The sequence below is a fragment of the Cutibacterium nasicola genome (assembly GCF_051303185.1).
GTDB lineage: Bacteria > Actinomycetota > Actinomycetes > Propionibacteriales > Propionibacteriaceae > Cutibacterium.
Window position 1 is genome coordinate 214974 of the sequence record NZ_JBPPGE010000003.1, and the last position, 14421, is coordinate 229394.

Consider the following 14421-nt stretch of genomic DNA (forward strand, 5'->3'; position numbering starts at 1 on the left):
CATGGGCTTCGTCGGTGACTGGAACGCCGAGAACATCATCGACACCCCCGTCTACTCCAAGGCGCCGTCGCTGATGTCCCAGGTCTTCGGCAAGGAGAACCCGCACAAGACCGTGCTCGCCAGCAAGGCCTTCGACTCGATGACCATCGAGCGCGGTGTGGGAGCCAACTTCTTCTCCCCCAACGGTGACGGGATGCTCGACACCATCTTCGCCCAGACGCTGCTGCTGCGTTCGGCACAGGAGCTCAAGTTCTCCGTCGTCGACGCCAACGGCAAGACCGTCCGCGAGCTTGGTTCCAACCGCGACCTGCAGCACATGCTGCTGAACGACCTCGTCGGCGCCGAGACCAACGCCGCCGAGAGTGACCCCGACCGCGGCTGGGACGGCAAGGTGTGGGACGCCAAGAAGGCCACCTTCGTCACGGCTCCCGAGGGCAAGTACACCTTCAGGGTGCAGGCTCGTCTGTCGCCGGACTTCAGTTGGCAGACCGTCGAGATGCCCTTCATCCTCGACGTCAGTGCCCCGAAGCTGGCCACCTCGGTGCGTAACAACGCCGACGGCACCGCCTCGGTCATCGCCAAGGTCACCGACGCCGGTTCCGGTGCCGGCACGGTCACCGCTCGCGATGGCTCGGGCAAGACGCTGACCGCTGACACCAAGTCGGTACCCGGCGCGACCGTCTTCACCGTGTCGAACCCGACTGCGGCCAAGCACGTGCAGATCACTGCCGCTGACCGTGCCCTCAACACCACGACCTCCGTCGTGATGCTCGACAAGACGGTGCTGGCCACCCCCGACTCCCTGCTCGGGGGAGCCGTCGTCAACGCCGACACCCCCGACTCCTCGAGCATGTCCCAGGTCGAGAACCAGCCCTTCCTGCGCAAGGACAAGACCCTGCCAATCCGTGGCATCGTCTCCGGCGAGGTTGCCAAGGTGACCGTCAACGGGGTTGACGCCACGATCAACGCCGACCACCACTTCAGCGCGATGGTTGAATGGGCCGAGGGCCACAACAGCTATGAAATCCTCGCCTACGACGCCGCCGGCAAGATCCTCGACCGTTCGACGACATGGATCGACGTCGACCTCAAGGGCCCACAGCTCACCGCTGATGCCGCCCGCAACTCGCAGAGCCTCGTCACCATCAACGACGACGGCACTGTCGACGTCTCCGGTAGGGTCTCCGACGACCAGGCCAAGGTTGGCGATCAGCGTCGCCCGCTGACAGTCATGATCGATGACAAAAAGGTCCAGGCGAATGCCGACGGCACCTTCAAGGCGACCGTCACCCCGGGCAAGTCGGCCACCCAGGTCGTAGTGGCGGCCAATGACGGGGGAAACGTCACTACCGTCGCCCTGCCCCTCGACCGCCCTGTCACCGAGGACAACGCCTTGCGCATCACCTTCGACAACCCGGCCATGGCAGATCCGAACTCCCCGTTCGGCCAGCAGGACATCTTCCTTGACGGCAAGGACCCGAACGTCGACACCAAGACGGACCCTCGTACCTACACGATCTCGGGCGCCTTCAACCGTGCACCGAAGTCCTTCACCATCGAGGGCAAGGAAGTCCAGCTCGATTCCAAGCTGCACTTCTCCGTCAAGGTGCCGATCAACCAGGGTCTGACCAAGATCGGCTACACGGTCACCGACACCACTGAGGGAGCCACGACCCTCGAGAGTGCATGGCGAGTGTTCTACGACAGCCGGATCCCCGGTATCCAGCTTGATCGTCCGCGTATCGCCGAGGACGGCGCCATCTACATCACCGAGCCGTCGCAGGACGTCACCTTCGCCGGCAAGGTATGGGACAACGCCTTCGGTTACAACCTGGCCATCAACGGCAACATCGTCAGCAACGTCACCAGCATCTGGGATCCGGGCGCCAACATCAACAAGCGCGGATTCTCCGAGGATGTCACCGCCTCTGATGGCGACCGCATCCTGCTGGGTCTCTACGACCTCATGGGCAATGGCCTGGAGCAGATCATCCCTGTGATCAGCGACACCGAGGCCCCTGATGTCGAGGTTGCCGGCGTCAAGGCTGGTGAGGTGGTGTCCGAGCCGACGACGATCACCGTCAAGGCCTCTGACGCTCACCTTCGCAACATGAAGGTGACCCTGGACGGCAAGCAGGTCGCCTTCAAGGCCACGAAGGTGGTACCCGCCGAGAGTGCCGACGTCACCTTCGAAGGTGAGCCGGATGACACCGGTGCCACCACTGCAACCACCAACTCGGCCGCTCAGGCTGAGAAGGTCGCAGCCAAGGCCGCTGCTGCTCAGGAGGCTGTCGACACGGAGGCCGTCAAGAATGCCGCTGAGTCGGCCAAGACCGGTGAGGGCTACACCCAGCTGACGGTCAAGCTGCCGACCAAGGACCTGGCTGCTGGCGCACACCAGCTGGCCGTCACCGCTACCGACCGTGCTGATCGTCGTACCGACGTCGCCGTGCCGTTCACGGTAGACGCTGCTCCTCGTATCGAAGGGCCGGCTGCCTTGGTCGTCAACCCTGACGAGAACGTCCTCGCCCAGATCCGCGCCGCCTACAAGGTGGTTGACGATGTCGACGAGAACATCGTTGTCAACGCCAATCTGAGTGGGCTCGTCATGGACCAGGCCGTCCCGGTCGTCCTCACCGCGGTCGACTCGGCTGGTCACGCCGTCACCAAGACCGTGAAGATTACCATGCAGCGTCCGGAGCGGACCCTGGCCGGTGAGTGCGGGACGATGACGGGTCGCTTCGCCAAGGGTGACTCGATCTCAATCACCTGCCACGCCGACGCCAATGGGGACGTCATCGTCACCGTGAAGAACGACGGGCCGACCGTCGTCGGGACCCTCGTCCTGAATGTGCCGACCGATCGCAAGATTCTCGTTCTCGACGATGGCAAGGTCATCGGCACCGCGAAGGGTCAGGTCGTTGACGGCAAGGTCGTCCTCCAAGCCCCGTCGAAGATCACTCTCGACTTCGTCGCGAAGAAGGCCGACCCGGGTGACGCCCCGCCGACCATCCCGGGCAAGACGAAGCCAGGACACGGCACCACGCCGGGTCATGGCGGATCCAACGGCTCCAAGGCCCCGCACCGCCGTTACCAGCTTCCCTCCACCGGCGGTGATCCCGCCACTGGTCTGACTGGCCTGGCCGGTCTCACCGGACTGGGAGCGCTGGCCATCATGGCAATCGACGCCATCCGCAAGTCGCGTCACTGACGCCTGGCACCGCATCGCCCCCTCACCTGCGGTGAGGGGGCGATGTTCGTTTGGAAGTTCTGACAGGGGCTGGGACGAGGTCTGCCGTGGGCTGTCGAGTCGGGACCCTGACGGCGATGAGCCGCGGCGCGACGTGTCAGCAGCCGCGCGGTGGCCCAGGAATGAGAATTTCCCCGCCTGCCCGCCATGCGCGCAGGCCGGATGCGAGGAAGTCACAGGTGTAACCCTTCTCCCGTACCCGGTCCACCAGATGACCGGATCGCAAACCGGTGTCACACACCAGAATGAAATGCGGGTCGGGTTCGGCCAACGGGTCATCGCCATAGACCGCGGTGAACGGGTCGGCGATCAACTCCTTGGGATTGGCAAACCTCGCTCCGGGAGCGTGGCCAGCCTCATATTCGCGGGGAGTCCTGACATCGACGAGGACTCCCCCCTTGGAGAGGATGTTGAGGACGTCGGAGAGCTCAAGACCCCCCTCGGCCATTCCATGATTCATCAGCAGGTCGCGCAGTCCCATGTCTGCACAGTCTAGGGAAAGCGACCGCACGGTGATTCACACCGTCTCGTACTGGGTGGCGACTCACCCGATGTCGAAAACTCCCGGCGTGAGACCGCCCGAGGAACAGAGGTGTCCCTACCCCCGGCGGGCTGACAAAAATCGTCGATGCCGGGCGCCACGCCGTCGACCGTTCACGCTCTGATACCGGCCAATACGTTCTCCTTGATGTGGGGGTGCGCTCACCCGGCTGTCCGGGGGCACCAGAATGATGTGACCGCCCCCGTGCTGACAAGAATCGACACAGCGTCGGATCCAGAGGCGCAAAACAGCAAACGGCAGGTCCCTGGTAGATCTACCCATGACCCTGCACTGGCCCGCGGAAGCCGATGTGCCAGCGCATGACCTCCCCAGGTCAGCGCTTCGAGTCTTTCCTCCCGGCCCTCCGCCGGGCCGCAATCCGCGCGTACATGTCCTCAACGGTCTCGGTGAATCTCTTCTCAACCTCGCCACGACGGACCTTCAGGGTCGGGGTGAGCAGACCATTGTCTGTCGTGAACTCGTCCCACAGCACCCGCAGATCACGAATCTGCTCTTGATGAGGCAGCTTCTCGGTAATCTCGGTCACCCGGCGGCGGATCTCTTCCGCGAGCTCTTCGGAGCGAAGCATCTCCGGGCCTGTCATTGAGGCAATGTGCAGCCTCTCGGCCAATTCCTCCACCTGAGGCAGGGACGGCTTGACGAGCAGGGTCAGACACGGACGGTTATCGCCCAGCAACACCGCATGCTCGAAGAGAGGATCCTTCATGAGGGAGTTCTCGATCGGCTGCGGGGAGATGTTCTTACCGTTGAGGGTGACGATGATGTCCTTGAGTCGATCAGTGATGACGAGGAAGCCGTCACCGTCGATGTACCCGATGTCGCCGGTGTGCAGCCAACCGTCCTCGATCGCCGCAGCCGTCGCCTCCGGGGCCTTCCAGTACCCCTTCATGATGTTCGGGCCACGGTAGAGGATCTCCCCTTCCTCAGTCGCCGACATCCGGCTGCCCACCAGCGGCTTGCCAGCAGTGCCGAACTTGCATCCGCCTGGCGAGTTGAAGCTCACCAACGGGGACGCCTCCGTCAGCCCATAGCCCTGGCACACCAGCAGACCGCACGCGGCAAAGAACTCCTCGACCTCCTTGCGCAGTGGCGCACCACCGGCCGCCAGCACGGTCTTGGGCCCTCCAACGGCATCACGGATGGCCTTCAGGACGAGACGATCAGCCATCTTGTGCCGCGCCTCCAGCCAGATGCTGGGACGCCGTCCCTCCTGCTCGGCCTGCCACCACTCGCGCCCGACCTCGAGCGACCATTCGAAGATCCTGAGCTTGGCGGGTGAATCAGCAACCTTCTCACGAGCGACCTTCATCACCTGCTCATAGAGCTTCGGCACCGAGACGAAGAGGGTCGGACGAACCTCTGCCAGCATCTGCGAGATCGTCTTGGGGTTGGGCACGAAGGTGTTGAGGCATCCGTGTCGGATGACCACCATCGACCACCCCCACTCCAGGGCGTGCGACAGCGGCAGGAAGCTCAGCGAGTGATCGGCCGGGGAGAAATCGAAGAAGGCGTCAAGGGCCTGCAACTCAGCCAGAGCCGCACGATGGCTGATCATGACTCCCTTGGGCTCCCCGGTGGTCCCCGAGGTGTAAATGAGAGCGGCGACGTCGTCGGCGCACGATTGCCCCATGCGCTCCTCGACGACGGGCTGCATCTTCTCGGAGACCCCGGCCTCGCGGACCTGTTCCAGGGAAAGCACCGTCAGACCGTCATGATCACCAACGCGATCAGCCGGGTCGATCAGTACGACCGTCTCCAAACAGGGCATCTGGTCCCGTGCCTCGAGGATGCGGTCAAGTTCCTTGGGGCCAGCGGTGACGATGGCCCGAACCCCAGCATCAGTGACGATGTGGACGATCTGGTCGGGAGTCGACGTCGGGTAGATCGGCACCGGGACGACGCCGATCGTCATGCCCGCGAGATCAGCTTCAATCCACTCCGGGCAGTTGCCTGCGAACAGCGAGATGCGGTCCCCTCGCTGCAGACCGTCCTCGGTCAGTACCCCCGGAGTGACGAATGCTCGCGCCAAACCAGTGACGCGCCGACCCGTCTCCGCGTAGGTGCGAATGATCCACTCGCCATCCTGACGAACACGAGTTGCCGGACGAAAGCCATGGTTCGTGACCGTGTCACGGAACATGTGGGCAAGGTGATTCTCGACGAGGTCCTCGCCCGGTACCGGCTGGCCGAGAAGTTCCCCGGCTGGGGCGAGTTCAGCCTTGTAGGACTGATGTGTGCTCGGTGTCATGAACGTTCCCCCTTGCCGGTACAAACCTGACACTCCATCGTAGTGTTCCCGATCGTCCGACGCAGGAAGCTGTCACAAGCGCTCACGCAGCCAGTCGATGTCGCGTGCCTGGCCCCCGGCATCCCCCGGCGTCTCGACGACGACCGGAGCATCCGCAGCACGGATGACGTCGACAAGGGTGTCGGCTTCGCACTCCCCCTCACCCAGGTTGGCGTGGCGATCCCGTCCGGAACCAGCCGGTCCTTGCGAATCATTGGCATGCACGAGATCGATTCGACCTGTGACTCCACGGACGTCATCAACCAGCGTCGTCATGTCGAGACCAGCCGCGAAAGCGTGACAGGTGTCCAGGCAGAATCCGACATTCTCATGACCTGACGCGGCACCGATCGCCTCCCAGGTGCCTTGCAGTCTCTCCAGGTAGCGGGCCATCGCGTTGTCTCCACCGGCTGTGTTCTCGACGAAGAGCGGCACTGGGAACTCGAAGCCGTCGACGGCCTTGCGCCAGTTGTCCTGGCCCTTCTCGATCGACTCCCCGGCACGTACGTGGCCACCGTGGACGACAACCCCGATCGCCCCGACCTCGGCGGCGGCGTCGAGGGTCTGCTGGACCAGCTTACGACTGGGAATACGGATGCGGTTGTTGAGGGATGCAACGTTGATGACGAAGGTTGAGTGTACGACGAGTTTCAACCCGGCATCCTCAGCCGCCTCCTTGAGAGCCTGGGCGCCACCCGGGAAGTCGCAGACCGGCTTCTTCCAGGACTGCGGGTCACCCAGGCTGATCTGGGCGATGTCGGCTCCACGTGCCGCCGCCTGTGCCACGGCGTCTGCGATGTCGACATGGCCGCCAATGATCCACTTCGTCATGCCAAACACTGTGCCACGAGGAACCGACCGTTCTGCGATCGGTGCTTTCGCCTCGGCAGAACGCCGCCGAAAGTCCATGTGAAGATGGTGCCTATCCCGCGAGTGCCGTAGATTGGAGGGCATGGCAACGAGCATGGTCACGGGTGGAACGTCAGGTATTGGCCGCGAGTTCGTCACCCAACTGGCTGCCCGTGGAGACGACATCGTCATCGTCGCCCGCGACACCGAGCGGATGGCCGCCATCAAGGCGCACATCGAAGCCCGGTACGGGGTGTCCGTCGAGACGATCGAGGCGGACCTGTCGCAGCGCGAGGACGTGGATCGGATCGCCGCACGCCTCGAGGACCCCTTCCACCCCATCGATCTGCTCGTCAACAACGCCGGCTTCGCGGTACACACCAAGATCCTCGATCCCGGCGCCCTCGAACTGCAGGACCGCGCCTTCGAGGTCATGATGCGGACAGTTCTGGTGCTCTCAGCCGCGGCCGGGCGAGCCATGAAGTCCCGCGGTCACGGAGCCATCCTCAACGTCTCCTCCTCGAGCGCTTGGATCAACACCGGCAATTACTCGGCTGTCAAGGCGTGGGTGCTCACCTTCACCGAGGGTCTCGCCAATGAACTTGCCGGCACCGGCGTCAAGGCAATGGCCCTGTGCCCCGGATGGGTTCACACCGAGTTCCACTCCCGCGCCAACGTCACTGCCAACCATCTGCCGGACTTCTTCTGGATTGACGCCGAGGTCCTGGTGCGCGAGGCACTCAACGACCTCGATCATGGCAAGGTGGTATCCATCCCCACCCCACTTTGGAAGTTCTTCATCGCAGTGGCCACCCACACTCCACGCTCCGCCATGAGATTCCTGTCACGAACCCTGTCCTCGTCGCGGGACAAGGACGATCACCCACAACACACGTCGGGAGACGAGGCCTGAGATGGCCAGCGTCAAGCCCACCAAGGACCGAGGCCGGTACACCAATGATCTTTCCGCTGTGGCGCGGCAGACAGCGAACATGCTCCTACTACGGCCACTGGTGTGGAAACTGGTGAAGGTGTCCGTGCACGGTGCGGACAACCTCGACGGACTCGACGGCCCCTACGTGGCCGTCGCCAATCACTCCTCCCACCTCGACGCCCCGCTGGTCTTCGGAGCGCTGCCGAGGCGGCTCTCGAAGTACCTGGCAACCGGAGCCGCAGCCGACTACTTCTTCACCGCATGGTGGAAGGCCTTCGCGCCGGTGCTCTTCTTCAATGCCTTCCCGGTTGATCGAGGCAGGGGGAAGACCAAGCGCGGGGCTCGCAACCCGCGCTCTCATCGAGGCATGGCCGGATCCCTGCTGACTGACGGCGTCCCACTGCTGATCTTCCCGGAGGGGACGAGGTCGCGCACCGGAGCGATGGGGCCCTTCAAACCGGGCGCTGCTGCGTTGGCGATCTCGCGCGGAGTCCCCGTCATCCCGATTGCCCTGGTCGGCGCCTGGGCCGCTATGCCCTCCGAACAGGCGGGCCTCCCCAAGGGGCGCCCCCCGATCCACGTCGCAATTGGACACCCGATGGACCCTGTCCCCGGGGAGATCGCCCACGAGTTCTCCGAGCGGATTCGTCGTCAGGTCATTGAGCTCCACGACCAGACGGCCCGCGCCTACGGCATGCCAACCCTTGACGAGTACGGACGCCACCGCGCCTTGAGCCAGGCTTCCGACAGCGGTCACCCGACGTCCCAGACCAAGGAGTCGATGGCCGAGCCATCTCAGTCGAATGGAGGTCAATGATGGATCGTCCAGTCAAGATCAGGGAGGTTGAGGCCACCCGGGTCATCTCGATGACCCGGGTGGTGTCCATCGACGAGCTCGATCCGTTCATGGACGAGGCCTTCAAGGCACTGGAACGCCTCGCCCCCGGCGACCCCGCCCTCGACAAGGCCTCCCCCTTCGTCATCTACCACGACGGTCTCACCGCCGAGCATGACGGCACCGTCGAGGTGTGCCAGCCAATTCAGGGCTCCATTGACGACTCCGTGCTGCCCGGAGACGTCAGTGTACGCACCGTTGACGCCCATCGGGAGGCCTGGGTGACGGTCACCAAGGCCGAGCTCGAGTACCCCGACATCGACGAGATCTACGACGACTTCGGTGACTGGTTGGAAGAAGCCGGAATGGTGCGCACTGACGCCCCTCGCGAGGTCTACTGGGCCAATTGGGACACCACCGGTATGGAAGAGCCGGTCTGCGACGTCTGCTTCCCCATCGTCTGAGGCTGCTCGCCCGAATGCGGGCATCCGTCGCCCGAGCCCACAACCAACAAGAAGGGCCCCGTCACATGACGGGGCCCTTCTTGTAAAGCCTTGAATCAGCTGTAGCGGACGGTCACCAGGCCCTGTCCGGGAGCGATGGCATTCATCGCAGCGGTCGACAGGTCGAGGCAACGACCACCGACATAGGGACCGCGGTCATTGATACGCACGGTCACGGTACGACCGTTGCTGACGTTGGTGACACGAATCGTGGATCCCAACGAGAGGGTCCGCGAAGCGGCGGTCAGAGCCGACGGGTTGAAGGTCTCACCGGATGCGGTAGGGCCACCGGCGGTGCCATCGCCCTCGCCGTAGGTGGAGGCCACGCAGGTACTACCGCTGGTCACCGGGTTCGACGTGGACCCGCCATTCGAACGGGACGCCGCGGATCCGCCATTCGAACGGGAGGGAGTGGATGCAGCCTTCTTGGTACCGACCTTGACAACTTGGGTCACCGGGGCCTTGACGACCTTGGCGGAAACCTTCTTCTCGGAAACCTTCTTGCCGTCCTTGTAGACGACGGTCCACATCTCCTCGTTGGTGCCCTTGACGCCCTTGGTGGTGATCTTGGTCTCGCCCTTGGTCATCAAGGAGTCCTCGACCTTCTTGGTGGGGAAGGGGACTGCCACGCGACGCTTCTGGGACTTCTGATCAACCTTGGTCAGGTTGATCTTCATGCCGTCAGCCAGCGGGGTGGCGAGACCCGGCTTGCTGACGTCATTGGAGTCGTAGGAAACCTTGGCGGCTTTGAGGGCGTCGGCAACGGTTCCGACTGCGGTCACCTTCTGGGTCTTACCGCCAGCGGTAACCGTGACGTCCTTGGCAGTCTGCATGGAGAACGACAGACCGGCCCTGGAGATGTCCAGGGAACGCGAGACCGAGACGAGGTTGTCCGGATCAGACTGGTTCAGCTGATCCAGCACCTCGGAGACGTTCTTGGCAGTGGTCCATCGAACCACTTTCTTGCCGTCAATGGTGACGACGACGCGACGTCCGTAGTTGACGGTGATGACCTGACCGTCGTGGATCTCGGAGTCCAGCGAAGGCTGGACGTCGTCATGGGGACCAACAGTGATCCCACGCTGGGCGAGGGCCTGCTTGACCGTGCCTGGTTTGACCTTGGCCTGCTGGGAGACTCCGTCCACGGAGAAGGTCACGGTGTCTCGATCAAGCACCTGGACCATCGTGAGACCGCCAGCCGAGGTAAGGCTGAGGGCTCCAGCAATCGCGGAGGCTACAACTTTCGACATTCGACCACTTCAGTATCGGGGGCTCAGGGCCCGGTACGGGGATCGGCGGCAGCCACATCTGGCGTGCGCCAACGTGCCTCCGGTGGGATGCACGGCCCTTACACTAGAACAGTTCACCCGGAGAATCCAAAGATTTGCTGAGAAACTTAAGATTCGCTCGCTTCTGGAGCGTGTCATTCGGAGTCCGCGCAGGATGGGAAGCCGGCGCAGAACCACGAGAAACCGCGTCGTATAGCGGCTTATGGGCTCTGTATCGCTGAGAGCGAACTTCGTGGATCCATCTCAGCTTCTCACCGTGAATCGCTCACTCGAGACTCCCAACGCACCAGTCTCATCGAGTTCATCACCACGAAGATCGAGCTGAAGGCCATGGCTGCCGACGCGATGACCGGGCTCAACAGACCAACCGCGGCCACCGGGATGGCCACCACGTTGTAGGCGAAGGCCCAGAACAGATTCTGCCGAATGGTGCGATCCGTGGCGTGTGCCAGGTGCAGGGCATCGACGGCGAGCCGCGGGTCTCCCCGGGTGCAGATGATGTCGCTGGCCGCGATGGCGACGTCGGTACCTGTCCCCATGGCGACGCCCAGATCTGCCACCTGAAGGGCAGCAGCGTCATTGACGCCATCACCCATCATCGCGACGCGGGTGTCGGCCGCCTGCAGCCTCTTGACGACGTCGACCTTGTCCTCGGGCATGACCTCGCTGATGACCTCGTCGATGCCCAGTTCTGACGCCACACGCGCGGCAGCACCGAAATTGTCACCAGTCACCAGCACCGGGCGCACACCGGCGTCCAGGAGACGCTTGACGGCGATGACGGCCTCCGGCTTGATCTCATCACTCACTGCGATGGCACCGAGAATGTCGTCACCTCGACCAACAACGAGCACCGTGCGACCCTCGGCCTGGGCTCGCTCGACATTTTTCGCCAACGCATCGGGAATGGTGTCGAAAAGCGACACCCGACCGGCCTTCGCAGGCAGCCCGTCAACGACTCCGCTCACGCCCATGCCCGGCAGGGCCTGGAAGTCCTCTGCGGGGGCAATTCCAGGGCATGCCTCGACCACGGCCCGCGAAATCGGGTGCTCCGACCCAGCCTCCAACGCTGCCGCGACGACGAGGGCGGTCGGGTTGTCGAAAATGTTCATCACACGTCCGGACTCGTCCCACACGCGGGCAACGGCCATCTGCCCGGTGGTCAGGGTTCCGGTCTTGTCCATCGCGACAACGTCAATACCGCGAGCCCTCTCCAAGGACCGGGCTCCCTTGATGACGATGCCCAGCCGAGCTCCGCGCCCAGTACCGGCAAGCAGGGCCATCGGGGTCGCCAGACCCAGCGCACAGGGGCAGGCGATGATGAGCACTGCGACACCTGCAGTGAAGGCAGCAGTGACTCCCTGGTCCAGCAGACCCCACACGATCATCGTCAGCACGGAGATGGCGAGAACCGTCGGCACGAAGATCGAGGAGACCTTGTCGGCGAGGTCCTGGGTCTCGGAACGGCTGGTTTGGGCGGCCTCGACCAAGGAAGCGATGCGGGACAACTCAGTGTCCGAGCCAACCGCTGTGGCCTCCACGACAAGATGCCCGGACGTATTGACGGTGGCACCGACGACGTCGTCCCCCGGCGTCACTTCCACCGGCAGGGATTCACCAGTGACCAGGGATGCGTCGATGGCAGAGCTTCCCTCTACCACCCAGCCGTCAGTGGCGACCTTCTCCCCCGGTCGCACCACGAAGTGATCCCCCACCTTGAGGGCCTCGATCGGGACGGTGACCTCCTTGCCATTTCTGACAACTCGTACCGATCTCGCGCCCATCCGCAACAGCGCCTGCAGCGCAGACCCGGCCTCGGCACGATTCCGAGCCTCGATCCAACGACCCACGAGGATGAAGGTGATGACACCAACCGACGCCTCCAAGTAGATGGCCGATGAGGGATCGGGGCGTTGTAGTGCCCAGGTCATGTGGTGCCGCATGCCGATCTCGCCGGCATTGCCCCACACAAGCGCCCATACCGACCACCCCAGAGAGGCCAACGACCCCAGACTGATGAGGGTGTCCATCGTGGTGGCGCCGTGTCGCAGATTCGTCCATGCGGCTCGGTGGAAGCCGGCCCCACACCAGAACACGACCGGGAGGGCCAGCGCGAGTGTGACCCACTGCCAGCCGTCGAACTGCAATGCAGGAATCATCGACAGCACCATCACTGGCACCGCGAGGATGACGGCAACGGTCAGTCTGTTGCGAATTTTCGCCGCAGGGTCATCGGAAGGTGCGACGGGTTCAGGCAGAGCGGCGCCATAACCAGCCTTCTCGACCACTTTGATGAGGTCTTGGACGCTGACCGGCCCGGTCGTGAGGACGTGAGCCTTGCTGGTGGCGTAGTTGACGGTGGCCTGGACTCCGTCAACCCTGTTGAGCTTCTTCGTGATCCGGGCGGCGCAGGAGGCGCAACTCATCCCGGTGATGTCGAGGTCGACGGAGGTGGGCTCCGTCTCCTCGTCCGGTTCAGGCTTGGTGCCCGAGTGGGTGAGGGTGGACATGTTCTTCCTTCGTGGACCACCCGTCGGAATCCCGGGCGTCGGGGCAGGCGGCATCATCCGACCGCTCGAGTGGCTGGGAGGCTGACGGGCTGTGTGTTGGGGTAGGAGGAGAGGTCGACTTCGGGGGTCGGGGCCTGACGGCGATGTGCGGTCAGGCCCCGAGGCCCGAGGTCGAGTGGATGCTGTCCTCAGCGGGACGACGCGTCGGTGGCTCAGGCCTTGTGTCCGCCGCAGCCACAGCCACACCCGGACTCCTCGACCGGCTGGGCACCGTGTCCGTGGCCACCGCATCCGCACTGGCCACCCGGGTGTCCGGCGGTGTCAAGGGAGGCAGCCTCGGCAACGGTGTACTCGCCGGCCTCGTCAACGGCGTCGGCAACCTTGCAGAAGGAGATCTCCTCGGCCGAATCAATCGTCATGGAGCCAGACTCCAGGGAGACGGTGACCTTGTCGACGCCGCTGATGGCCGAGACCTCCTCGGTGATGGCGTTGACACAGTGCTCGCAGGTCATTCCGTTGATGGTGTACGTCTTGTGCATTGTTCCTCCAGTGTGCTCGGGATCAGGCCTTGACGAGGCGGGCGATGGCCTGGTTTGCCTCGGTGATCTTGTCCTCAGCCTCCTGTCCACCGGCCTGCGCGGCACGAACCACACAGTGACTCATGTGCTCGGCCAGCAGCTCCAGGGACACTGACTTCAGGGCCGAGGTGACTGCTGAGACCTGGGTCAGGATGTCGATGCAGTACTTCTCCTCATCGACCATCCTCTCGAGGCCTCGCACCTGCCCCTCGATTCGCTTGAGGCGACGCAGATGCATCTCCTTGTGTCCGAGGTACCCGTGTTGGGGGTGGTCATGGCAGCCGCAACCTCCACACGCGTCGCTCGACGTCCATTTCTCGACATCGCGACGAGCGGGGATCGGCTCAGGGGTGTGACAGCAGTCATCCGAGTGGGTCATGGTCCTCCTCCATGAGGAGAATACCCTCTGGGGGTATCTGAAGCAAGGGTCGCCTCACCGATCTCAAGACCCCGCTTGAGAGGAGGGGTGGCCCGACGGCACAGCAGTTCGACGCTGGTTGATGATTTTCGTCGGCTCGCCTCGTCTCGGTTCACCCCAGTGACTCTGCGCTTCCCGGACCGGGGGTTTTCGCAACACACCGACGCACCCGAGCCAACCACCCCCAAATCCCGCTCTGACCGGCCCCACAGGCCACTGTCCACTATCCACAGACGTTGTGGATAAGTCTGCTTACAGGGGGCTTTCGAGCTGGTGACACCACCGTTACCCGCACCCATGACGTGGCTCATCCCCAAACCGACACGCCGAAAACTTTCGTCCATTTCCTCACTACGTCACCATCACCCCTGGTCAGAAGTCCTTTCCAGGCGAGTAATCCACGCCA

Annotated in this window: 10 protein-coding genes and 1 pseudogene; 4 read left to right on the top strand and 7 right to left on the bottom strand. The window is 63.6% G+C overall.

The genetic code is table 11. The features are described 5' to 3' along the window. The first annotated feature begins 3010 nt into the window (after positions 1 to 3010). On the top strand, positions 3011 to 3211 hold the full coding sequence (locus ACSJJT_RS06705) for a hypothetical protein (RefSeq protein WP_435917702.1): 201 nt from the start codon (positions 3011 to 3013) through the stop codon (positions 3209 to 3211). Between the two features lie 136 nt (positions 3212 to 3347). On the opposite strand, the gene ACSJJT_RS06710 is transcribed toward ACSJJT_RS06705, so the two are convergent. From ACSJJT_RS06710 to ACSJJT_RS06720, 3 genes are all read right to left on the bottom strand, one after another. Next, on the bottom strand, positions 3348 to 3731 hold the full coding sequence (locus ACSJJT_RS06710) for a rhodanese-like domain-containing protein (RefSeq protein WP_435917544.1): 384 nt from the start codon (positions 3729 to 3731) through the stop codon (positions 3348 to 3350). 394 nt (positions 3732 to 4125) lie between these two features. Beyond that, on the bottom strand, positions 4126 to 6060 hold the full coding sequence (locus tag ACSJJT_RS06715) for an AMP-dependent synthetase/ligase (RefSeq protein ID WP_435917545.1): 1935 nt from the start codon (positions 6058 to 6060) through the stop codon (positions 4126 to 4128). Between the two features lie 72 nt (positions 6061 to 6132). Then, the gene (locus ACSJJT_RS06720) at positions 6133 to 6930 is read right to left on the bottom strand and encodes a deoxyribonuclease IV (protein ID WP_435917546.1); all 798 of its coding nucleotides are present in this window, start codon (positions 6928 to 6930) and stop codon (positions 6133 to 6135) included. 121 nt (positions 6931 to 7051) lie between these two features. Here ACSJJT_RS06720 and ACSJJT_RS06725 point away from each other — a divergent pair, with 121 nt between their 5' ends. Genes ACSJJT_RS06725 through ACSJJT_RS06735 form a run of 3 tightly spaced genes read left to right on the top strand, consistent with a single transcriptional unit; the run spans position 7052 to position 9181 of the window. Continuing rightward, on the top strand, positions 7052 to 7861 hold the full coding sequence (locus ACSJJT_RS06725) for an SDR family NAD(P)-dependent oxidoreductase (protein ID WP_435917548.1): 810 nt from the start codon (positions 7052 to 7054) through the stop codon (positions 7859 to 7861). Position 7862: 1 nt separating this feature from the next. Further along, positions 7863 to 8699 (top strand): lysophospholipid acyltransferase family protein, encoded by an 837-nt coding sequence (locus ACSJJT_RS06730; protein WP_435917550.1) that lies wholly within the window; start codon positions 7863 to 7865, stop codon positions 8697 to 8699. After that, the gene (locus tag ACSJJT_RS06735; protein ID WP_435917703.1) at positions 8699 to 9181 is read left to right on the top strand and encodes a GyrI-like domain-containing protein; all 483 of its coding nucleotides are present in this window, start codon (positions 8699 to 8701) and stop codon (positions 9179 to 9181) included. Before ACSJJT_RS06730 ends, ACSJJT_RS06735 begins: the two co-directional genes overlap by 1 nt. Positions 9182 to 9276: 95 nt before the next feature. Here the strand turns inward: ACSJJT_RS06735 and ACSJJT_RS06740 are convergent, their stop codons facing one another. From ACSJJT_RS06740 to ACSJJT_RS12195, 4 genes and pseudogenes are all read right to left on the bottom strand, one after another. Next, positions 9277 to 10470, bottom strand: coding sequence for a septal ring lytic transglycosylase RlpA family protein (locus ACSJJT_RS06740; RefSeq protein WP_435917551.1), 1194 nt, complete (start codon positions 10468 to 10470; stop codon positions 9277 to 9279). Between the two features lie 290 nt (positions 10471 to 10760). Then, a complete protein-coding gene (locus tag ACSJJT_RS06745) occupies positions 10761 to 13019 on the bottom strand; it encodes a heavy metal translocating P-type ATPase (protein ID WP_435917552.1) in 2259 nt (752 codons plus the stop codon). Between the two features lie 218 nt (positions 13020 to 13237). Beyond that, positions 13238 to 13558 (bottom strand): annotated as a pseudogene (locus ACSJJT_RS06750) (heavy-metal-associated domain-containing protein); the annotation flags it as partial. Positions 13559 to 13580: 22 nt separating this feature from the next. After that, positions 13581 to 13976 carry a metal-sensitive transcriptional regulator gene (locus tag ACSJJT_RS12195; protein ID WP_462981540.1) on the bottom strand — a complete coding sequence of 132 codons (396 nt, stop codon included), beginning with the start codon at positions 13974 to 13976 and terminating at the stop codon, positions 13581 to 13583. Positions 13977 to 14421 lie beyond the last annotated feature (445 nt).

Excerpts from the sequence above, each read along its gene's own strand:
- ACSJJT_RS12195 (WP_462981540.1), bottom strand. The coding sequence starts at position 13,976 with ATGACCCACTCGGATGACTGCTGTCACACCCCTGAGCCGATCCCCGCT.
- ACSJJT_RS06725 (WP_435917548.1), top strand. The coding sequence starts at position 7,052 with ATGGCAACGAGCATGGTCACGGGTGGAACGTCAGGTATTGGCCGCGAG.
- ACSJJT_RS06730 (WP_435917550.1), top strand. The coding sequence starts at position 7,863 with ATGGCCAGCGTCAAGCCCACCAAGGACCGAGGCCGGTACACCAATGAT.
- ACSJJT_RS06715 (WP_435917545.1), bottom strand. The coding sequence starts at position 6,060 with ATGACACCGAGCACACATCAGTCCTACAAGGCTGAACTCGCCCCAGCC.
- ACSJJT_RS06710 (WP_435917544.1), bottom strand. The coding sequence starts at position 3,731 with ATGGGACTGCGCGACCTGCTGATGAATCATGGAATGGCCGAGGGGGGT.
- ACSJJT_RS06740 (WP_435917551.1), bottom strand. The coding sequence starts at position 10,470 with ATGTCGAAAGTTGTAGCCTCCGCGATTGCTGGAGCCCTCAGCCTTACC.
- ACSJJT_RS06745 (WP_435917552.1), bottom strand. The coding sequence starts at position 13,019 with ATGTCCACCCTCACCCACTCGGGCACCAAGCCTGAACCGGACGAGGAG.
- ACSJJT_RS06720 (WP_435917546.1), bottom strand. The coding sequence starts at position 6,930 with ATGACGAAGTGGATCATTGGCGGCCATGTCGACATCGCAGACGCCGTG.
- ACSJJT_RS06735 (WP_435917703.1), top strand. The coding sequence starts at position 8,699 with ATGGATCGTCCAGTCAAGATCAGGGAGGTTGAGGCCACCCGGGTCATC.